This window comes from Mesorhizobium sp. M1C.F.Ca.ET.210.01.1.1 (assembly GCF_004791585.1).
Classification (GTDB): Bacteria; Pseudomonadota; Alphaproteobacteria; order Rhizobiales; family Rhizobiaceae; genus Mesorhizobium.
Map to the genome: position 1 here is coordinate 225,973 of NZ_SRUU01000004.1, position 20,622 is coordinate 246,594.

The following is a 20,622-nucleotide window of genomic DNA, read 5'->3' on the forward strand; positions in this document are numbered from 1 at the left end:
GGCTAGCACGTTTTATTTTTTTATCAATTGGTCAATTTTCGGCCAAACCACTGGAACGACTTGATAAAACATGATTATTGTACTCATGTTATAGCGGCAACTGCGACGGCCGACGGCTCGCTGCTGGTGATCCTTTGGCCATGGATCGACCTGATCTCGTCGGCGACGAGTTCCTGCAATCGCCACAGATTGCGGTCATGGATGCCGAAGGTCTCGAGATGGCTGACGGTGTTGTAGAGATATTCGGCGCCGGAACCGACATGGCCGCACGCGCGCGCCAGAACCCAAGCCACCCTCTCGAGCGGCTGCCCGAGCGACGTGCCCCTACCGGTCACGCCCACCCAGAAGCCCAGCGCCCGCAGCCGCCCTCCCGCAGTCCGCACCGGAACCCATCTGACCGAGGCGACGGCCTCGTGATCGTCGATCTCGCGTCGCAACAGCCTTTCGATCCGGGCAGCCTTCTCGCCGTCCGGCAAGCGGTAGATGACGCCGTCGCAGCGCCCGCCGCGTTCGAGCGCCATCATCAGCCCCGGCTGCGTGGCGCTGCCTCTCCAGCGAACCAGGTCGAGGCAGAACGACCGGTGCCAGCCGTGCGCCGACGCACGTCGCTGCTCGACCGACTCGAAGGCCTGCTTCCAGATCAACGAGCCATAGGCGAACACCCAGAGCGGCCCCTCGTCGGCTTCACTGGCGAGACGCGCGGCGAGCGCGCTGAAATCGTCGTCGCAAAGCTGCGTCCACTCCCCGCTCGGACCGGGATCGATCTCCTCGCGATGGCAGAGCGCGACAAGCTCAGGCGTGAGCGACATTCGACGCATGGAAAGCAAGCCCCTCTTTGAAGGCAGCAAAGTCGAAAACCGCGCGACACGCAAGATCGCGGGCCAGCCGCCTTGCCGTCCTCGATTTCTGGCCCAGATGTCGGATTTCTATCGCCGAGACCGTCCTGGGACGGATCGAACCGCGATCGCTGCCTGAACCGGTGAGGAGACCGACCATGCCAAATTCCCCCCAACCCTTCTTCTGGTACGAACTGATGACCACCGACCTCGACGCCGCCGAGGCCTTTTACACCGCCGTCGTCGGCTGGCGGGCCGAGCCCTTCGACAAGGCGCCGGGCATGCCCCGCTACATCGTGATGAACTCTAGCGTGCGCGGCGTCGGCGGGTTGATGACCATACCGGAAGACGCGGCCAAGATGGGCATGCCGCCGGCCTGGCTCGGCTATATCTACACCAAGGACGTGGATGCCTCGACGAAGGCGTTGCAGGAGGCGGGCGGCGCTATCCACCGCGCGCCGGACGATATCCCGGGTGTCGGCCGCTTCGCCGTCGTCGCCGATCCGCAGGGCGCAATCTTCATGTTCCTGCAGCCCAACCAGCCCGAGCAGCCGCCGGTGCCGGCCGCCACGCCCGGCCATATCGGCTGGCACGAGCTCTACACTTCGGACTGGAAGGCGGCTTTCGACTTCTACTCAGGCCAATTCGGCTGGGAGAGCGCCGGCCAGTTCGACATGGGCGAGATGGGCATCTACCAGACCTTCGGCGCCGGCCCGGAATCGGGCGGTGGCATGATGAACAAGCCGCCGCAGATTCCGGTCCCGGTCTGGCTGTTCTACTTCAATGTCGATGCCATCGACGCCGCAACCAAGCGCGTCACCGACAATGGCGGCAAGGTCCTGATGGGGCCGATGGAAGTGCCCAGCGCGCAATGGGTGGTCCAATGCCAGGACCCGCAAGGCGCGCATTTCGCGCTGCTGGCCCCCGCGCGGTAGGAACCCCTTATGGGGAGATGTCCGGCAGGACGGGAGGGGGCGCTGTCCCGCCGGCGTCGCCCTCTTAGGCGTCACTCCGGCGTCAGCACCGCCACTTTGAGGTCGGCCTTCTTGGCGCCGCTGAATTGCACGGTGGCCGGACCGGCGGACAGCTTGAAGCGCACGCTCTTGCGGATTCCAGGACAGGTCTTCACGCCGCTGAAGCCGGTCGACTTAACGGCATGGCCATCCTGCACGACGTCGATCCAGGCCTCGTCGGAAAGACTGAACTGGAGCTCGCCTTCAGGTGGCACGGTCACGCTTGCCGTCGCGCCGAACGTGCCGGCTGCCGGCGCATGTTGCGGCGGCACTTCAAAGCTGATCGTGTCTACCGCCACGAGTGCGAAATCCATCGCTTGCCCGACCGTCAGATCAGCGCCGGACTGCGCGGGGGGCGCTGCCGGAAACAGGGCCTGCTCGCGTGTGACCGGCCATTTGAAGGCATCGCAACCGGCGTTGCCGGCCATCGCGATGCTCGTGCCTGCAAGGATTGCGAATAGGCTGATGACGACTTTTTTCATGGCAAGGTGAACTCACATGGTTTGGTGTATCCACCACATAGATACAACCATAGCGATATGAATGCAACCATAGGGGGAATAAATATGGAAGGTGAACGGAGACCATTCCATCACCGATTGTTGATGGCTGGCCAAGGGAAGTGAGTGGTCCATTCCCGGGCGATAATCTATGGCCGGGTCCGGAGGGTTAAAATGGAGTTTTAGATGAAGCTTTCGGAAAGCCTTGCCCAATACCGGCCGCAGGCGCTGGGCGTGCTCCGCATCATGACCGCTTTGCAATTCGTCGAGCACGGCACCCAGAAACTGTTCAACTTCCCGGCCGGCGCCCATGCCGGCCCGCTGACCGGACTTGCGCTGACTTCCAGCATCCTCGAGTTTGCCGGCGGCGCCCTGCTGGCTCTGGGGCTTTTCACGCGGCCGCTGGCGTTCCTGCTCTGCGGCGAGATGGCGATCGCCTATTTCATGGCGCACATGCCGCGCGACTTCTTCCCCGTCAACAATGGCGGCGACGCGGCGATCTCGTTCTGCTTCATCTTCCTCTATCTGTTCTTTGCCGGCCCAGGCGCTTTCGCGCTGGACAACCGTCGCAGCACTTGACCTGCCGAGACATGCGCGCCTTTTTCAGGCGCGCATCCGCTCGAAATTGGCGTCGAACAGCGGCGCCGCCTGAATGCGCGCGGCATGGCGCTTGCCAAGGATCTCGATCTCGAAGCCGTCCGGCTTGTCGGCAATCTCCTTCGGCACATAACCCATGGCGACCGACTTCTTCGAATGATGGGCATAGCCGCCGGAGGTCACCCAGCCGCGCACGGCGCCGTCATGCCAGATCGCCTCGTCGCCGATGACGTCAGCATCGTCCGCCTCGACAATGAAGGCGCGCAGCCTGAGCCTGCCGCCCTGTTCGCGCTCGGCAAGCGCCGCTTCCTTGCCGATGAAGCCGGCCTCCTTGCCATAGGCGACGAAACGGTCGAGCCCAGCTTCGACCGGTCCGTAGATCGGCCGGTATTCGCGCGCCCATGAGCCGTAGTTCTTTTCGAGCCGCAGCGCGTTGAGCGCGCGCGAGCCGAACAGGCCGATGCCGAGCTCCTCACCCGCCTTGGTCAGCGCCTGGTACGCGGCGCGCTGATATTCCGGCGCCACCCAGATCTCGTAGCCGAGGTCGCCGGTATAGCTGACGCGGCCGACAAGGCACGGCGCCATGCCGATATCCATTTTTGCAGAGGCCATGAACGGAAACGCAGCGTTGGATACATCGGCGCGGGTGACCTTGGCCAGCACCTCCCGCGCCTTCGGCCCGGCGATGGCGAGACCCGTGAGTTTCTGCTCCAGCGCCTCGATGCGCACCGAGCCGTCCTTCGGCAGATGCGCCTCGAACCAGCGCATGTGGTACTGCTCGGCAACGCCGGAGCCGGCGATGAACCATTCGCCATCTCCGATATTGGCAAGCGTGAAATCGCCGATCAGCTTGCCGTCTTCCTTCAGCATCGGCGCAAGCGCCATACGGCCGGGCTTGGGCAGTTTGCAGGCCAACATGCGGTCAAGCCAGGCGGCCGCCCCCTCGCCCGTGACCTTGTACTTGGCGAAGCTCGAAATCTCCGCTAGGCCGACGCCGTTGCGAACCGCCGCCACTTCCTTGGCGACATGGTCGAAGTCGCTCGAGCGCCGCCATGAGAACTCGTCCTTGACGCCTTCAGGCGCGTACCACAACGGCACCTCCAGCCCATAGGCGACGCCCCATTGCGCGCCCTTGGCCGACAAAGTGTCGTAGACCGGCGTCGTCTTGAGGGGCCGTCCGGCAGGCAGTTCCTCGTTGGGGAAGCGGATCGAGAAGCGCCGCGAGTAATTCTCGCGCACCTTGGCGTTGGTGTAGGCCATCGTTGCCCAGTCGCCGTAGCGCGCCACGTCCATCGCCCAGATGTCGGCGCCGGGGTCGCCCTCGATCATCCAGTTGGAGAGCGCGAGACCAACGCCGCCACCCTGGCTGAAGCCGGCCATGACGCCGCAGGCGACCCAGAAGCCCGGCAGGCCGCGCACTGGGCCGACCAGCGGATTGCCGTCCGGCGCGAAGGTGAAGGGGCCGTTGATGATCTGCTTGATGCCGGTCTTCTCGAAGGCCGGGAAATGGCGGAAGCCGACCTCCAGCGACGGCGCGATACGATCGATGTCCGGCTCGAGCAGCTCATGGCCGAAATTCCAGGGTGTGGAGAATTCCGACCAGACCTTGTTGGCCTTCTCATAGGTTCCCATCAGCATGCCGCCGCGCTCCTGGCGGAGATACAGCTCGCCGTCGAAGTCGACTGCATGAATGATCTCGGTACCGGTCTTCCTGTTCCAGTCGGCGACCTCCGGCATGTCCTCGGTGATCAGGTACATGTGCTCCATCGCCAGCACCGGCAATTCGAGCCCGACCATGCGGCCGACCTCGCGTGCCCAGAGCCCGCCGGCGTTGACGACGTGCTCGGCCACCACCTCGCCCTTGTTGGTGATGACGCGCCACAGGCCGTCGGGCCGGCGCACGATGTCCTCGACCTTGGTGAAGCGCTCGACCTCGGCGCCCAGCTTCCGCGCGGCCTTGGCATAGGCATGCGTTACGCCCGACGGGTCGAGATGGCCGTCCTCCTTGTTGCGCACCGCGCCGACGAATTGCTTCGGGTCGATGAGCGGCATCAGCTCGGCCGCTTCCTTCGCCGAGATCACCTCGAGGTCGATGCCGAGATAGCGGCCCTTCGAAACCACGCCGCGCAGCCAGTCGAGCCGCGCCTCGGTCGCCGCCAGCAGCACGCCGCCGGTGAGGTGCACGCCGGTCGCCTGGCCGGAAAGCTCCTCGATCTCCTTGTAGAGCGAGATCGTGTATTTCTGCAGCTTGGCGACGTTGGGGTCGCCATTGATCGTGTGCATGCCGCCGGCCGCATGCCAGGTCGAACCCGAGGTGAGCTCGTCGCGCTCCAGCAGCACGACGTCGGTCCAGCCGTGACGGGCGAGATGGAACAGCACCGAGCATCCGACGACACCGCCGCCGATGACCACGACCTTTGCATGCGACTTCATGAGTTCTTCTCGTTATTTCAGTGAGTTGAGAGAATGAAATGAATCAGATCAGGAAGCTGTTCCTTCACGGCTCGCCCGCTCCGATCGCTTCCTTGCGGCGGGCGACATAGGCTTCGAGCGCCTCGCGCACGCCAGGGTCCATGGCCGGCTGGACATATTCCTCCAGCGCCTTCTTCCACAGCCGCGTCGCGCGCGCCGTGGTGTCGAGCGCGCCGGCCTCCTGCCAGGCTTCGTAGTTCTGCCAGTTGGAGAGCATGGGCTGGTAGAAGGCGGTGGCATAGCGCTCCAGTGTATGCGGCTCGCCGAAGAAATGGCCGCCGGTCGGCACCGCGCCCAGCGCCTCGACCGCAAGCTCTGCCTCGTCGACCACGATCGGCCGGAGGAATTCCATCATGTGCTGGATCAACTCGACATCGATGATCAACTTCTCGAACGAAGCCGTCAGCCCGCCCTCCTGCCAGCCGGCCGCATGATAGACGAGATTGCCGTGGCCGAGCACGGCGCCCCACAGCGCCATCAGCGTCTCGTAAGCACCTTGCGCGTCGGCGGCATTGGAGGCCGAGCCCGGCGTAGTGCGGTACGGCAGATTATAGTGCCGCGCCAATTGCCCGGAGGCGATGTTGGCCTTGGTGTTTTCCGGCGTGCCGAAGGCCGGCGCGCCCGACTTCATGTCGACATTGGAGGTGAACGCGCCATACATCACCGGCGCACCGGAACGCACGAGTTGCGTCAGCACTATTCCGAACAGCGCCTCGGCATTTTGCTGCGCCAGCGCGCCGGCCAGCGTCACCGGGCTCATCGCGCCCATCAGCGTGAACGGCGTCACGGCGACCGACTGGCCGTATTCGGCCATCGTCATCAGCCCTTCGGCCATCATCTCGTCGAAGCGGCGCGGCGAGTTGACGGAAATGATGGTGGTGAGGCCCGGGTCCTCGCTCAACCGGTCGAGCGTCAGTCCGCGCGAGATCGCCATCATCTCGACGCCGTCGAGCGCCCTGCCCCGTCCAATCGCCGAGACATGAAAACATTTGTCGGTCAGCGTCAGGTTGGCGAAATAGGTGTCGAGATGGCGCGAGTTCGCCGGCAGCTCGATCGGCGCGCAGACCTGGTTGCCCAGCATGTGGATGCAGTTGAAATGCTGCGCCAGCCGCACGAGGTCCGAATAGTCGGCGAGGTTGCCGGCGCGACGGCCGCGCTCCATGTCGTGCACATTGGGAGGCCCGGCGACCAGCGTGAAGTTGATCGTGTTGCCGCCGAGATGGATGGCGTGGGCCGTGTTGCGTGGGGTAAGCGTGTAGCTGGCACGCGTCGTCCTCAGCGCCTCCTCGACCATGCCGCGGTCGACACGCACATTCATCGAGCCATGGTCGACCTTGGCGCCGGCGCGCTCAAACAGGGCGAGCGCCCGCGGGCTCATCACCTCGATGCCGAAATTTTCCAGGATATGCATCGACGCCTGGTGGATGGCCTCGATCTGGTCGGCCGAAAGCAACGCCATCGGCGGGTACGGATTGACCACGCGCCGCGGCGGCAGTTGGGGGATGGCGGCAGGCCCCCGGTTGCTGGTCCGCTCGGTGCCGCGCTTTCGTCTTGGTTCGCTCATGCGGCGCATCAGAACGCCGGCGCAAGACGGCGGCTGTCAGGATTTCGTCATTTGCCGGCGCGATTTTAGCCAAGGCGGCATTTTTCAAAATCAACCAGAAGGAAAGCGACGCAAATAGTCGAAATTTCAATAGTCGACTTTTTGCACGCGCTGGCTCCGGCGTTAAGGAAGCTCGCAAGACTCCTTTTATGATTTCGGCCTATTCGTCTCCCAATGCGTAGGTCGAGTTTTAGTAAAATTGTCGCTGTCTCTGTGCTGCTGGCGCTTTCGGCCTGCGCGACGGCGCCCAGCCATATCAACAATGTCTGCGCCGTCTTCGACCAGAATGACGGCTGGTTCGACAACTGGCAGTCGGCCGCCGAGCGGACCGAGCAGAAATACGGCATTCCGGTTCCAGTGCTGATGGCGACGGTGCGCAAGGAATCCGGCTTCAAGAGCAATGCCCGGCCGCCGCGCACCAAGCTCCTCGGCTTCATTCCCTGGAAGCATGTCTCAAGCGCTGCGGGCTATTCGCAGGCGCTCGACGGCACCTGGTCGCAATATCAGATGGAGACCGGGAACTGGGGCGCGCGCCGCAGCCGTTTCGCCGACGCTGTCGATTTCGTCGGCTGGTATCATTCCAAGACCGCCGATACGTTCGGCGTCGCCCGCAACGACACCTACAACCTCTATCTGGCCTACTACCTCGGCTGGTCGGCCTATGGCCGCGGCAATCGCGGTGACGCCGGTGTGCAGAACTACGCGCGCGCCACCGATAAGATGGCCCGCGATTACGCCGCGCAGCTGCGGCAGTGCGGAAGCTGATGGTTCGGAAGCGACGCTATGCTGGCGCCTAGGTCTGTTGAGATTCAGGTCAGGCCGAGTCGAAAATGGTGGCTTCCGAGAACCGGAGCGGAGCGTACTTGAGGTACGTGAGCACCGGAAGCGCAGGAAGTCGCCATTTGCAGGCCGGCCTCGCCTGAATATCGACGGACCTAGTTCGGCTTCGGCTTCTTGCCGCTCGGACGCTTCGGCGGTGTTCCGGCAAAGCCCGGACCAGGCACGTGCGGCGCATCGTCCGGCACGCCCTCGTGCGCCGCATGCTCCTTGTCGAACTTGATGACCGGCTCCATCTTGGCCAGCACGTCGTCGGCCAGCCAGCACAGGCTCATGTGGCCGTCGCCGAGATTCTTCACCGGCGGTACCTTCGTCTCGCACAGATTGTCCGGCACCAGCTTCTTGTAGCCGCAACGCGTCTGGAATGGGCAGCCGGTCGGCGGGTTCATCGCCGACGGGATGTCGCCCTCGAGCACGATGTGCTTCTTCACCACGCTGGTGTCGGCGATCGGGATCGCCGACAAGAGCGCCTCGGTGTAGGGATGGTAAGGCGGCGAGAATATCTGGTCCGTCGTGCCTTGCTCGACGATATAGCCCAAATACATGACGACGACGCGGTCGGCTATGTAGCGCACCACCGACAGATCGTGGCTGATGAACAGCATCGTCGTCTTGTTCTTGCGCTGGATGTCCATCAACAGCTCGGTCACCGCCGCCTGCACCGAGACGTCGAGCGCCGAGACCGGCTCGTCGGCCACCACCACCTTGGCGTCGCCCGCGAAGGCGCGCGCCACGCCGATGCGTTGCTTCTGGCCGCCCGAAAGCTGGCGCGGCTTGCGCGTCTCGAAGGCCCGCGGCAGCTTCACCAGGTCGAGCAGTTCCAGCATGCGCTTGCGCCGCTCGGCCACCGTCTTGCCGACATTGAACTTCTCCAGCGTGCGGATGATCTGCGAGCCGACCGTGTGGCTGGGGTTCAGCGTGTCGAACGGGTTCTGGAACACCATCTGGATCGAAGACACGGTCTCGACGTTGCGGTTCTCGATACCGGTCGACTGGATCTCCTTGTTGCCGAGCGTCACCGTGCCCGCGCTTGCGGTTTCCAGCCCCAGAAGCACCTTGGCGAGCGTCGACTTCCCGCAGCCGGACTCGCCGACTATCGCGACAGTCTCCGACTCGCGCGCCGTGAACGAGATCGTCTCGTTGGCTTTGACGACGCGGCCTTCGCTGGACCCGAACACCTCGCTGCCGCCGACCTTGTAGTATTTCTTGAGGTCGTCGATCTTGAGCACCGGCGCGCCGGGCTCGACCTTTTCGTTGACCTTCTTGGCGCCCGGCGGCAGCGCCTCCCAGTCGATCTCGTTGAAGCGCACGCAGCGCGAGAAATGGCCCTCGTGCCCCTCTACGGGAACCATGGGGATTTCGGCGGCGTTGCAGACGCCCTCGACGAAATGGTGGCAGCGCGGACCGAAATTGCATCCCTTCGGCCGCTCATGCGGCAGCGGCAACTGTCCGGGAATGGAGATCAGCGGCCGCGAGTTCTTGTCGGCGCCGGGCAGCGGGATCGAGCGGAACAGGCCCTGCGTATAGGGGTGGCGCATCCGGTCGAACACGTCCTCGATCTTGCCGGTCTCCACCGCCTCGCCGGAATACATCACCGTGATCCGGTCGCAGGTCTCGAGGATGAGACCGAGATTATGCGACACGAAGATCATCGAGGTGCCGAACTTTTCGCCCAGCCCCTTCACCAGTTCGACGATGCCGGCCTCGACGGTGACGTCGAGCGCTGTCGTCGGCTCGTCGAGCAGGAGCAGCGCCGGCTTCGATAAAAGCGCCATGGCAATGACGATGCGCTGCTGCTGGCCGCCGGAAAGCTGGTGCGGATAGGAGCGCATCATGCGCTCCGGATCAGGCAGCTTCACCGCCCGCACCATTTCGAGCGCTCTGTTGTAGGCCTCCTCTTTCGACACCTTGTCATGGATCAGCGGCACTTCCATCAACTGCTGGCCGACCTTCATTGCCGGATTGAGGCTCGCCATCGGCTCTTGGTAGATCATGGCGATCTTGTTGCCGCGGATGGCGCGAAGCTCCTCCTCGGACATCTCACCCATGTCCCTGCCCTGGAACTTGATGCGGCCGCCGACGATCTTCCCGATGTTGGAGAGGTCGCGCATGATGCCGAGCGACACGGTCGACTTGCCGCAGCCGGATTCGCCGACGATGCCCATCGCCTCGCCGGGCATGACCGTGCAGGAAAAGTCCATCACCGCCGGGATCTCGCCCTTGCGGGTGAAGAAGGAGATCGAGAGGTTCTCGATCTCGATGATCGGCCCATTGGTCGGCTTGGCTGGATCTCGAACTGCCTCGTTCATGGGTCGCTCCAATCCTTGTTTTTCAAGTAGGTCCGAAGACCCTTCCATCAATCCTTCATCGACTGTTCGCGCAGCGAGTCCGCCAGAAGGTTCAGCCCCAGCACGAACGACATCAGCGCGATCGTCGGCGGCAGCGCCGGATGGATGAAGGAGCGCAGCAGGCGGCTCGCATCCTTGATCGCGGTGCCCCAGTCGGGACTTTCGGGCGCCAGGCCCAGGCCGAAATAACCGAGCGTGCCGAGCAGGATCGTCGTGTAGCCGATGCGCAGACACGCATCGACGATCAGCGGTCCGCGCGCATTGGGCAGGATCTCCCACAGCATGATGTACCAGGGCGATTCACCGCGCGTCTGCGCCGCCGCCACATAGTCGCGCGTCTTGATGTCCATGGTCAGCCCGCGCACGATGCGGAACACCCCGGGACTGGAAGCGAACACCACCGCCACGAAAATGTTGAGCTGGTTCGGATCGATGTGGACGATCTTCAGCGGGTCGGCGTCGAACACGAGTCCCGCATAGATCCAGCCGCCGATGACCAGCGTCAGGCCGAGGAGGATATAGAGGCGGTCCGGCCGGTTCTTGAAACGGGTCCAGAACAGCACGCTGAAGAAGATGATCGGGAACAGGAAGAACAACCCTGCCATGGCATAGGGGATCGGCGTGTCCATGATCCCAGGCGTCACCAGCAGGTAGAACAGGAGGATGACCGGGAAAGCCAGCACCAGATTGGCCAGGAACGACAGCAGCGTGTCGATCTTGCCGCCATAGTAGCCCGCCGGCAGGCCCAGCGTGATGCCGACCATCAGCGCGAAACCGGTCGCCGCCGGCGCGATGATGAGCACGATCTGGCTGCCATAGACCATGCGCGAGAACACGTCGCGCGCCAGCTTGTCGCCACCGAAATAGTAGATGAGCTTCGAAGTCGGCTCGATGGCGCCGGGCAGTGCGTCCTTCATGATCGACACCTGCGCCAGCGGATCGAAAGGCGAGATCGTCGAAGCGAAGATTGCCGTGAACAGCCAGAACAGGCAGATGCCGACGCCGGCAATGCCGACGCCGCTGTCGAACAACTGGCCGTAGAGACCGAGCTTCTTCTTGAAAGCGAAGCTTACCCCTATCATCAGCACAAGCGCGATCCACACCGGCCAGAAACGCCCAAGCACGCCGATAATGACATCGAAGCCGCTGATATATTCGATCTGCATCCGCCTTGCCCCCTATTGAACCCTGATACGCGGATTGAGGAACGCGTAGCCGACGTCGGAGATGAGCTGCGTGATCAGTACGATGAACACCGAAACCAGCGAGCAGCCAAGCAAAAGGTCGATGTCGTTGTTGCCAGCGGCTTCGACCAGCGTGTAGCCGAACCCCTGGTAGCGGAACATCACCTCGACGATGACGACGCCGGTCAGCAGCCACGGGAACTGCAGCATGATGACCGTGAACGGCGCGATCAGCGCATTGCGCAGCGCATGCTTGACGACGACGCTGCCGAAGGAGAGGCCCTTCAGGCGCGCGGTGCGGATATATTGCTGCGTCATCACCTCGACCATCGAGGCGCGTGTCATGCGCGCGATGTAGCCGATGCCGTAGATGGCCAGCGTCATCACCGGCAGCGTGAAATTGTAGAAGGTAAGGCCCTGGCTCGCGGAGGCCGCCGAGCCGTTCAGCCAGCCGAGCCACGAGGCGAAGATGACGGTGAAGATGACGCCCGACACGTATTCGGGCGTCGCTGTCGAAGCGATGGAGGCGACCGACAGCGTGCGGTCGGTGCGCGAGCCCTCGCGCATGCCGGCGAGGATGCCGATGAGCAGCGAGATAGGCACCATCACCGCCAGCACCCAGAACATCAAAAGCCCCGTGGCACCAAGCGCCGGGAAGAGCTTGGCCGCGACCGTCGTCTTGAACTTGGTCGAGCAGCCAAAATCACCCTGAAGGACACCTGAGAATTTCGGCTCGACCGGGTCGTTGCAAAAAGAGAAGCGCTGCGCCGGCTTGCCCGTCGCCGGGTCGATGATCGGCTGCTTGGGCAGGACACCCAGCCACTGCCCGTAGCGAACGAAGAAATTCTGCCGGTAGCCATGGTTGACCAGCCAGTCCTCTAGCTGCTCGGCCGACGTATGCATTTCCGTCTGGCTGATGGCCAGCTTCTTCAGGTTCGGGTTGAGATTGATCAGAAAGAAGACGACCAACGTCAGGCACAGCATCGTCAATGCCATCGTGCCAAGACGCCTGAGGATGAAAGAAAGCATGGCGGCCCCTGCCGATCTGGTTGGGGTTGGAGCCTGTCTGGAAACCAATCTGGACGCCAGCGACCAGGTTGCCTGTCAAACGGACCCTCGAATGCGATCAACCCTGTTTTTTTCGTTGCATGCCGTTGCCGGAATGCCCACGCCCTTTGCGGCGTCGGCTTCCGGTTCCGGCATTGTGCGGGGATTGAGGGGAAGGGGCAAGGCCCTTCCCCGACGGTTCGATCACGCCTGTTCGAGCCAGACCTTGCCGTAATCGCGCTCGAAAGTAGGGTGCATTTTGTAGTTCTGCACCGCCTTGACCGAGTGGCTGTAGAGCTTGCGCCAGTAAGGCTGGATGATGACGCCGGAATCCTGCAGGATCTGCTCGATGTCCTTCATCATGTCCTTGCGCTTGGTGGCGTCGGCGACGGCCAGCGCGGCGTTGAGCTTGGCGTCCCAATCGGGGTTCGACCACGCCGTCTCGTTCCAGGCCTCGCCGGAGCGGTAGCCGATCGCGAGCACCTGGACGCCGAGCGGACGCATGTTCCAGTTGGTCATGGACAGAGGATATTTGGTCCAGTCGTTCCAGAAGGTCGAGCCCGGCAGCACCGTGCGCTTCACCTTGATGCCGGCGTCGCGCATCTGCGCGGCGATCGCATCGCCGGTGTTCTTGTGCCAATCCTCGTCGACCGTGATCAGCTCATGCTCGAAGTCGGCCTGGCCGGCTTCCGCCAGCAGGGCCTTTGCCTTGGCGGGATCGCGCTTGATCTTCGGCAGTTCGAAATATTCCGGATGGATCTGACACACGTGATGGTTCTCGGCCACCGTGCCGGCATTGCCGTAGCCCAGTTGCAGGACGACATTGTTGTCGACCGCGAGCTGCAGCGCGTTGCGGACCTTCTGGTTGTCATACGGCTTGTTATTGACATTGGTGCGGCACACGATCGTCGAGGCCGTTACCACTTCCGACTTCACCAGGTCCATGCCGTCGAGGATCGACACATAGTCGGCCGACGTTTCGAAGTTGGTGTGGACTTCGCCAGCCTCGAAGGCGCTGACCATGGCGCCCGGATCGGTGCCGTAGTCGATGAACTCGATGCCGTCGAGGAACACCTCGCCGTCCCACCATTTGTTGTCTTCGCGGCGCTTGTAGACCACCTTCTGGCCGACATCGTAGGAGACGAGCTCGAACGGACCGGTGCCGATCGGGCAGGCTTTGAAATCGCCGCCCTTCTCGTCGAAGGTCTTGTGGACGATCAGGCCTGGGTAGTCGCACATGTTCGGGATCAGCGCGATGTCGGGCTTGCCGAGCTTGAGCTTGATGGTCATGTCGTCGACCTTGGTGACGGCGCTCTCGTCCAGCTTGTCGTCTTTGACCAAGGTGCCAAGACGGCCGGGCATCGAATTGCCTTCCGCCTTCTTGTCGGCCCAGCGCTTGAGGTTGAAGATGACGTCATCGGCGCTAAAGGCATCGCCGTTAGACCAGGTTACGCCCTTGCGCACATGCAGGGTGTATTCGGTGGCGTCATCGTTCACGTCCCAGCTTTCCAGCAGATAAGGGCGGAACGTGTATTCGGTTGTGTACTTGACCAGAGGCTCGAGCGCCTGGCGCTCGGCATTGGCGATTTCCGACCAGTCGGCCTTGCGCGGATCCTTCGGGTCCTTGATCCACTGCGCGACTTTCAGCGTGCCGCCCTTCTTGCCCTGCACGTCCTCGGCTCTCGCCGGGGTCGGATCAGCGAGGCCGAGCAGGCCATAGGCCATCGCCGTGGACGCGCCGAAGACGCTGGCCAAAGCCAGGAATTCGCGACGGTCGACCTTTCCTGCCTTGGCTTCTTCGGCCAGGGCCAGGATATGATCCGGGACGCGGTCGCTGTTACTCTTATAGATTGCCATGACTATCTCCCATTGTTGGCTTTCCGCCTTTTAACATTCCGCATCCAGACCATCATGTCAAAGAGGGTTTGGGGCGAGAACATGTTAGGGAATGTGCAACTTTGAAACGAGCCCGGTTCGCGTGATAGCGACAGTCTTGACGCAAATTTGCTATTGCGCCGCACATTTCCCGAAAAAATCGATAGGGCAATTAAATCAAGCCATTTTAGGTGGATACAGGCCCTCGCCGGCGCGACAAAAGGCCTTTGGCCCTGCCGAAGACGTACGACATGTCCTCAATATTCGCGCTCGTAGAAGACGCCGCCTTTGGCTTCGCCTGCGTCGTTGGCCTCGCCGCGCAGCTTGACGCCGCGCCCGACATTGAGGTCGATCGTCGCCTTGCCCGAACCCGGTTTGTCGCCCTTCTGGATCGTCACATAGGTGCGGTCGTTGAGGTACTTGCCGGCCGAGACGGCGGTGCCGCCCTTCTCGTCGGTCGTCACGTCAAGATCGTCGACGCCGATGGCGCTGCGCAGGTTGTCGAGCAATGAGGTCGAGCCGCCGACGCCCGCCAGTTGCGCGGCCGCGTCGGCGAGCTGGGCGATTTGCAGCGGCGACAGGTTCGACATCGAGCGGCCGAAGATCAGTTGCGCCAGCACCTCGTCCTCAGGCAAGGCCGGCACCGAGGAGAAGGTGAATTTCGGGTTGGTCGCCTCGCCCGAGACGACAATGGTGACGGTGGCGCTGCTGGTCGTCGTTGTCGCCGTCATGTTGAGGTAGGGCACCAGCGAACCCTGGAACCCGACCGTGCCCTCGGTGAAGGTCAGCCGCTTGGCGAGGATCGTCAGTCGCCCGCGCTGCAAGGTGAAGTTGCCCACCGCTTGCGGCGACGAAGCAGGGCCGCTCAGCTTGAGCGAGCCGCCCAGCTCGGCGTCGAGCCCCCTGCCCTGGATGAAAATCTGGTTCGGCGCGTTGACCGTCACGTCGAGCACAAGACCGCTGCCGCCCTTGCCGCCGCCGGACGTTGGCGGGTTCAACGCCCTGTCCTGCGCGCGCACCGCGCGCGGCGCGTTCTTGTGCTTCACATCCAACGCCGAGAGGGAGCCTGGCAGCTTTTCCGGAACGGTGATGACCGTCTTCGCCAGGTTGATGGTACCGGCGATCACCGGCGCCGAGACGAGCGGCCCCTTGATGGTCAGGTCGCCGCCAAGGTTGGCGGTCACCACCCTGCCATCGGTATAGCGGCCATCAGTCAGCTTGATCGACAGATCCGCCGGGAAACCCTGCGCTGGGTTGATGCCGACCGTGCCGCTGGCCGAAAGGCTGCCGCGTGTCGACAATGTACCGGTCAGGCGATTGACCCTGGCGACGCCGCCGCCGATCGAAACGTCGGCCGCTATGTCGTTGACGGCAAGCCCGGAACGCGCGTCGATGAGGCGTGCGCCCGATGTGCTGACCGTGCCGCCGATCACCGGCGAGGACGCCGGGCCGCGCACCTGCACGTTCACATTCGCCGTGCCGGTAAGTCCCAGGCCCTGCGCAGCGAGCTTGGACGCAAGGAAGGAAAACGGCACCTTCCCGTTGAAGTCGAGCACCAGGGCCGGTGTGCCCGCCGTCGTCACCGAGCCGCCGCCCTTGAGGCCAAGGCCGGCGCCGTCGCTGATATTGGCGTCGAAGGCGAGCTTGTTGCCGGCAAAGGTCCCCGACGACGATATGTTCATGCCGCCGAGGCCGGCGCCGCGCGTCTGCGCAGTCTGCACGCCGGAAGCGTCGACGTTGAAGGCGACCGACGGGGTCGCCGGCGCGCCGGTAACCTTGACCGTGCCCGAGATCGAGCCGGCCGCGTCGAGGCCGCGCGAGAAACTGTTGGCGAGCGAGATCGGAACCCGGGCCAGACTGGCGTTGATGTCCAGCGCCTGCGCGACCTTGCCCGTCACCGTCGCCGTGCCGCCGCCGAGGTTGAGCACGAGCCGGTCGAGCGTCGTCGCGCCGTTGGCGATGGTCACGGTCGAGGCCTGCGCAATCGCGGCCTTGATGCCCTGGACCGTCGCCTGGCCCGAAGCCAGTTCGACGGTCGTCGTGCCGCTCGCCACCTTAACCCGGCCGGCTGCCCTGGCCGGGATGTTCTTGACGGTGGCGCCACCGGAAAAGCCGGTCCAGTCGCCATCGCGCTTGAGGTCGACATCGACGCCGGTGACGACGGTGCCGCCGGAGGTGACGTTGTCCGCGCGAACCTTGCCGGAAATCACGGGCGCAGCCAGGTAGTTGGCGATCTGCGCGTCGATGGTGACGTTCTTGGCGGAAAGGTCGCCGCGCCTGATCGCAGCCGTGATCGCTTTCACGGCGACGTTCGGCCCATTGGCCGCCTTGGAGAATGCGATCGTGCCGCGCACGTCGCCTTCGGCCTTTTCCAGCGCAAGTGCGGCCAGCGGCCCGATGTCGGGTAGATCGAGCGACACTGTGCCCACCGGCACGAAGGCCTCGTCGAGCGCAAGGTCGCCGGAAATCCTGTTCGATCCCAGTGACAGCAAAAGCCCGTTGATCGCGCTCTTGCCGTTGGTGGTGGCAAGCACGGCGCTGCCCTGCAGCGTCTGCCCGGCGACATTGCCGGTCAGTTGCACGTTGGCCGCCGGATTGGCGGCATCCGCCTTGCCTGTCGCGGTCAGCTTCAGTCCGGTGATCTCGCGCGACGCGACCGAAAGCCGGTCGCTGTTCACCGTCAGGGACAGGTCGGGCCCCATGATCGGACCTTGCGCGTTCAGGGCGAAAGCGATGGCGCCCTTGGCGTCTTTCGACAGCAGCGAAACGTCGCTCAACGCACCCCTGATGTCGGCGGCAAGCTTGCTGTCGGCAAGGCTCGCCTGCCCGTCGGCGCTCAGCGCGCCCGAGTTGAGCTTCAAGCCGTCGACATTGACGTTGCCACTGGCGTCACGCTTCAGCGCGCCGCTCAACTGCGCGCTCTCGCCAAGCATGCCGCGCACCGCCGCCGGCAAGGCGGAAGAGGCAACATTGGCTTTCATATTGAGGTCGATGGCGCCGTCGCGCAGCGATATCCGGCCGGCGACCTGGCTGTTGAGTGCATCGCTCTTGAACGAGCCGCTGCTGACGGCAACGGCATCCGCCGTCAAACGGCCGTTAACCGCGGCCGTGACCTTGCCGGCAATCAGCGGCGCGATCATGGGATTGTCGAGTCCGATCCTGTCCACCGACACAGTGCCGGACACCGGGCCCGCACGCCCCTTGAGATCGAACGCATCGGAATGCAGCGCCACGGCAAGACCGTCCACCTTCGCCTGGCTGGCGGCAACGGAAGGTAGGATCGCGGAAACATCAAGGCGGGCTTGCGTGCTTTCGCCCGCCATCTTTGCCGACAAGGACTGGACCTCGATCTTGACCGGGCTCTCGGCGCTGCCGATCGTCAAGGGCAGGCTGGGTCCGGATGATGTGAGATCGAGGGAAAAGTCGCTGACGCCGTTCGGATTTATGGTGCCGGCTGCGTTGCCGGAAATCTTGTCGCCCGAAAGCGTTGCGTGGTCGAGGGCCACGCCGCCTGCGAGCGTATAGCTGCCGGCGGCATCGAGATTGAGCGGCCCAAGCCCCGCCTGGCGGGTCTGGCTGGTCCCGGCGCCCGTGAGCTGCGCATTGAACTGGACATCAGGGTTGGACGACGCGCCCGTGACGTGCGCCGTGCCGTTCAGCGTTCCGGCTGCATCGAGGCCGGGTACGAAGTCGTTGGCAAGTGCCGCCGGCAGGCCGGCAAGGTTGGCGGTCAGGTTGAGTGTCTGGCCGGCGCTGCCGGAAACCGTCGCCGAGCCGCTGCCGAGGTTGAGCGCCAGCTTTTCGATGCTGGTGACGCCGTCGGCGATCGCGAAGCTGGAAGGCTCGGCGACCGCTGCCTTGATGCCGCGCACGGTCGCTTCGCCGGAAGCGATCTCGACGCTGGTCTTGCCGTCGGCAATCTTCACCCGCCCGCTGGCGGTGGCCGGAATGCCCGACACCGTCGCCCCGCCGGCAAAATTGGTCCAGTCGCCGTCGCGTTTCAGATCGATGCCGATGCCGCTGACCACCGTGCTGCCGGAGGTCACGCTGTCGGCCTTGATCGTGCCCGAGATCGCCGGCCCCTTGAGGTAGTTGGCGATCAGCGCGTTGACGGTGATGGTCTTTGCCGCCAGTTCGCCGCGCGCGATCGAAGTGCTCGCCGCATTGATGGTGACGTTCGGAGCCGCGCCATCCTTGGCGAAGGCGATGGTGCCATTGATGTCGCCGGTCGCCGTCTGGTTGCCAAGCGCCGCCAGCGGCGCGATGTCCGGCACGGCCAGCGTCAGCGTGCCGAGCGGCAGGAACTGATCGTCGAGCGCGAGATCGCCCGAAACCTTGTTGTCGCCGAGCGACAGGCTGAGCCCCTTGATCGAGCGCTTGCCGTCGGCGGTCACCAGCGAGGCTCTGATATCGAGTGGTTGCTCCTCGGCGCTGCCGGTGAGAGAAATGTCGACGGACGGGTTGGCGATATCAGCCTTGCCCTTGGCCGAAAGCTTGATGTCCTTCACCGTGCGGCCGGCCGCCGTCAGGCTCGCGCTATCGGCCGAAACCGAAAAATCCGGCGCCAAGCGCGGGCCGCTGGCGGTCAGCGCGAAATTGATCCCGCCGGCGAGCGGCGTGCCGGCAAGCGACGACAGCGGCGAGACGTCGCCCAGCGTGCCCTTGAGGTTGGCGTCGATGTCCGAGCCTTGCATGCTGCCGGTGCCGCTGGCGCTGAGCGAGCCGGAGGTGAGTTCCAGCGAATTGGCTGCAAAGGCACCTTGAGGATCGCGGGTCGCGGTGGCTGAGAATTTCACCCGCTCGCCAAGCAGCGAGCCGATCTGCGGCGGCAAGGCCTTGGACTCGGCATCGGCATTCATCTTCAGCGTCATCGACAGGTCGGCGAGCGAGACACCCGCCGTCAGCGATGCATTGAGCGCGTCGCTGCGCAGCGTGCCCTGGTCGATGGTCACATTCTCGCGGCTGATCGTGCCTGCGAGATCGGCCGCCAGTTTGCCCGTCACCAGCGGCGCCAGCGTCGCCACGTCGGTCTTCAGGCCGGCGGCGGCGAGTTTCACGTTGACCGGACCGCTTCGGTTTTCAACGTCGAAGCCGTCGGAATGGATTTCCCCTGTCACATTGTTGAGCTGAGTGCCACCGACGGCAATCGAGGCCAGCGAGGTGCCAATGTCGACCATTGGTGCCTTGCCGTCGCCAAAGGCGCGCGCGGTCGCCTTCTGGACCGCGACCAGGATCGGCACCGCGCTGTTGCCGACATCGACGGTCACCGGCTTGTCCTTGGCCGAAAGCTCGACGGCAAGGTCGCTGGCGCCCTTCGGGTCGACATTGCCGCTGGCCGTGCCATGCACGGCATCGCTCTCTATATTGGCGCGCGCGATATCGATCCCGCCAGCGGTCGTCGCCGTCCCGGCGATGTCGAAGCTCGTCTTGCCGGCAAACAGCGACTTGAACTTCTCCGGCAGGAAGCGCTCGAATTCGCCGTCACCCTTGGCTTCTATATAGTGGCCCTTGTCGCTCAGCTGATGGCGGCCGGTGAGCTGGGTGACGATCTGGCGGTCGACGACGAAGGTACCGATGCCGCTCCAATTGGCGAGCGGCCCGGTTCCCGAGACGACGATATCGATGGGCGGCGCATCGGGCAGCTTGAGCAGATTGGCGATGATGCCGCCTGCCGGCTCCGAAGCCTTGAGATCGAGGTCGAGCTTGTTGTCGGCGGGTGCGAAATGGATCTTGGCATCGACATTGCCCTGCTTGCCGTCGTGACGGGTCACGTTGAGCACCGTTTGCACCGCCAGCGGCGACGGATCGGCCTTGAGCGAACCCTTGGCGGCAAGTTCGGCGATGCCGCTGCCGGCCAGCTCCTGCCCCAGCGCGATCTCGGGCAGGTCTATCTGCTTCACGTCTATCGAGACCGGCAGGCTGGTCGAGCCGCCTTGCGATGGGGTTTGGCTGGCGTGCGGCAACCGTGCCAGTTCGATGCGCTCGGCGGCGATGCGATCTGCGTTGAAATTGCGCGACAGAAGCGCGGCCGGCGACCAGTCGAGCGCCACCTTGCGCGCCACCAGCCAGGGCCCGGCACGGTCTTCCAGCACGACATGGTCGAGCCTGAGCTGGCCGGACCAGATGCCTTCGATTCCGCTGACGGTGACCTTGCGGTCGTCCGTCGTGGCCATCTTCGAGATCAGGCCGGCGAGATTTTGCCGGCCGCCTTCGGTCCCGGTCAGCACGACCAGCGCGCCGATCGCCACCACCAGCAGCAGGAGCAGCGCGTAAAGGCAGATGCGAAGGATACGCCAGAAGATCTTCATCG

General features: G+C 64.0%; 12 protein-coding genes. 3 read left to right on the forward strand and 9 right to left on the reverse strand.

Features of this window, described 5'->3' with window-relative positions:
* Positions 1–83: 83 nt before the first annotated feature.
* A complete protein-coding gene (locus EN853_RS06895) occupies positions 84–818 on the reverse strand; it encodes a gamma-glutamylcyclotransferase (RefSeq protein WP_127858646.1) in 735 nt (244 codons plus the stop codon).
* A 176-nt stretch (positions 819–994) separates the two neighbouring features.
* On the opposite strand from EN853_RS06895, the gene EN853_RS06900 reads away from it, so the two are divergent.
* Positions 995–1,771, forward strand: coding sequence for a VOC family protein (locus tag EN853_RS06900; RefSeq protein WP_127858645.1), 777 nt, complete (start codon positions 995–997; stop codon positions 1,769–1,771).
* Between the two features lie 71 nt (positions 1,772–1,842).
* Here the strand turns inward: EN853_RS06900 and EN853_RS06905 are convergent, their stop codons facing one another.
* Positions 1,843–2,277, reverse strand: coding sequence for a hypothetical protein (locus tag EN853_RS06905; protein ID WP_245516837.1), 435 nt, complete (start codon positions 2,275–2,277; stop codon positions 1,843–1,845).
* A 258-nt stretch (positions 2,278–2,535) separates the two neighbouring features.
* Between EN853_RS06905 and EN853_RS06910 the strand changes: the two genes are divergently transcribed.
* Entirely contained in the window at positions 2,536–2,928 is a 393-nt protein-coding gene (locus tag EN853_RS06910) for a DoxX family protein (RefSeq protein ID WP_127858643.1), read from the forward strand.
* A gap of 24 nt (positions 2,929–2,952) precedes the next feature.
* Here EN853_RS06910 and EN853_RS06915 read toward each other — a convergent pair whose 3' ends face one another.
* Together EN853_RS06915 and EN853_RS06920 are read right to left on the reverse strand one after the other, a co-directional pair.
* Positions 2,953–5,379 (reverse strand): FAD-dependent oxidoreductase, encoded by a 2,427-nt coding sequence (locus tag EN853_RS06915; protein ID WP_127858642.1) that lies wholly within the window; start codon positions 5,377–5,379, stop codon positions 2,953–2,955.
* Positions 5,380–5,443: 64 nt separating this feature from the next.
* Positions 5,444–6,982: a trimethylamine methyltransferase family protein gene (locus EN853_RS06920; RefSeq protein WP_145971656.1), complete on the reverse strand. Its 1,539-nt coding sequence runs from the start codon at positions 6,980–6,982 to the stop codon at positions 5,444–5,446.
* 213 nt (positions 6,983–7,195) lie between these two features.
* Between EN853_RS06920 and EN853_RS06925 the strand changes: the two genes are divergently transcribed.
* The gene (locus tag EN853_RS06925; RefSeq protein WP_127858640.1) at positions 7,196–7,786 is read left to right on the forward strand and encodes a hypothetical protein; all 591 of its coding nucleotides are present in this window, start codon (positions 7,196–7,198) and stop codon (positions 7,784–7,786) included.
* Positions 7,787–7,956: 170 nt separating this feature from the next.
* On the opposite strand, the gene EN853_RS06930 is transcribed toward EN853_RS06925, so the two are convergent.
* The 5 genes from EN853_RS06930 to EN853_RS06950 form a co-directional block, all read right to left on the reverse strand.
* Positions 7,957–10,167 carry an ABC transporter ATP-binding protein gene (locus EN853_RS06930; protein ID WP_127858639.1) on the reverse strand — a complete coding sequence of 737 codons (2,211 nt, stop codon included), beginning with the start codon at positions 10,165–10,167 and terminating at the stop codon, positions 7,957–7,959.
* A 47-nt stretch (positions 10,168–10,214) separates the two neighbouring features.
* Positions 10,215–11,372 (reverse strand): ABC transporter permease, encoded by a 1,158-nt coding sequence (locus EN853_RS06935; protein ID WP_127858638.1) that lies wholly within the window; start codon positions 11,370–11,372, stop codon positions 10,215–10,217.
* A 12-nt stretch (positions 11,373–11,384) separates the two neighbouring features.
* Positions 11,385–12,419, reverse strand: coding sequence for an ABC transporter permease (locus EN853_RS06940; protein WP_127858637.1), 1,035 nt, complete (start codon positions 12,417–12,419; stop codon positions 11,385–11,387).
* A gap of 222 nt (positions 12,420–12,641) precedes the next feature.
* A complete protein-coding gene (locus EN853_RS06945) occupies positions 12,642–14,294 on the reverse strand; it encodes an ABC transporter substrate-binding protein (protein WP_127858636.1) in 1,653 nt (550 codons plus the stop codon).
* Between the two features lie 275 nt (positions 14,295–14,569).
* Entirely contained in the window at positions 14,570–20,620 is a 6,051-nt protein-coding gene (locus EN853_RS06950) for a translocation/assembly module TamB domain-containing protein (RefSeq protein ID WP_127858635.1), read from the reverse strand.
* Positions 20,621–20,622 lie beyond the last annotated feature (2 nt).

Bases quoted from the DNA above. Each gene is read 5' to 3' on its own strand.
- EN853_RS06895 (WP_127858646.1), bottom strand. From the start codon at position 818: ATGCGTCGAATGTCGCTCACGCCTGAGCTTGTCGCGCTCTGCCATCGC.
- EN853_RS06900 (WP_127858645.1), top strand. From the start codon at position 995: ATGCCAAATTCCCCCCAACCCTTCTTCTGGTACGAACTGATGACCACC.
- EN853_RS06905 (WP_245516837.1), bottom strand. From the start codon at position 2,277: ATGGCCGGCAACGCCGGTTGCGATGCCTTCAAATGGCCGGTCACACGC.
- EN853_RS06910 (WP_127858643.1), top strand. From the start codon at position 2,536: ATGAAGCTTTCGGAAAGCCTTGCCCAATACCGGCCGCAGGCGCTGGGC.
- EN853_RS06915 (WP_127858642.1), bottom strand. From the start codon at position 5,379: ATGAAGTCGCATGCAAAGGTCGTGGTCATCGGCGGCGGTGTCGTCGGA.
- EN853_RS06920 (WP_145971656.1), bottom strand. From the start codon at position 6,982: ATGAGCGAACCAAGACGAAAGCGCGGCACCGAGCGGACCAGCAACCGG.
- EN853_RS06925 (WP_127858640.1), top strand. From the start codon at position 7,196: ATGCGTAGGTCGAGTTTTAGTAAAATTGTCGCTGTCTCTGTGCTGCTG.
- EN853_RS06930 (WP_127858639.1), bottom strand. From the start codon at position 10,167: ATGAACGAGGCAGTTCGAGATCCAGCCAAGCCGACCAATGGGCCGATC.
- EN853_RS06935 (WP_127858638.1), bottom strand. From the start codon at position 11,372: ATGCAGATCGAATATATCAGCGGCTTCGATGTCATTATCGGCGTGCTT.
- EN853_RS06940 (WP_127858637.1), bottom strand. From the start codon at position 12,419: ATGCTTTCTTTCATCCTCAGGCGTCTTGGCACGATGGCATTGACGATG.
- EN853_RS06945 (WP_127858636.1), bottom strand. From the start codon at position 14,294: ATGGCAATCTATAAGAGTAACAGCGACCGCGTCCCGGATCATATCCTG.
- EN853_RS06950 (WP_127858635.1), bottom strand. From the start codon at position 20,620: ATGAAGATCTTCTGGCGTATCCTTCGCATCTGCCTTTACGCGCTGCTC.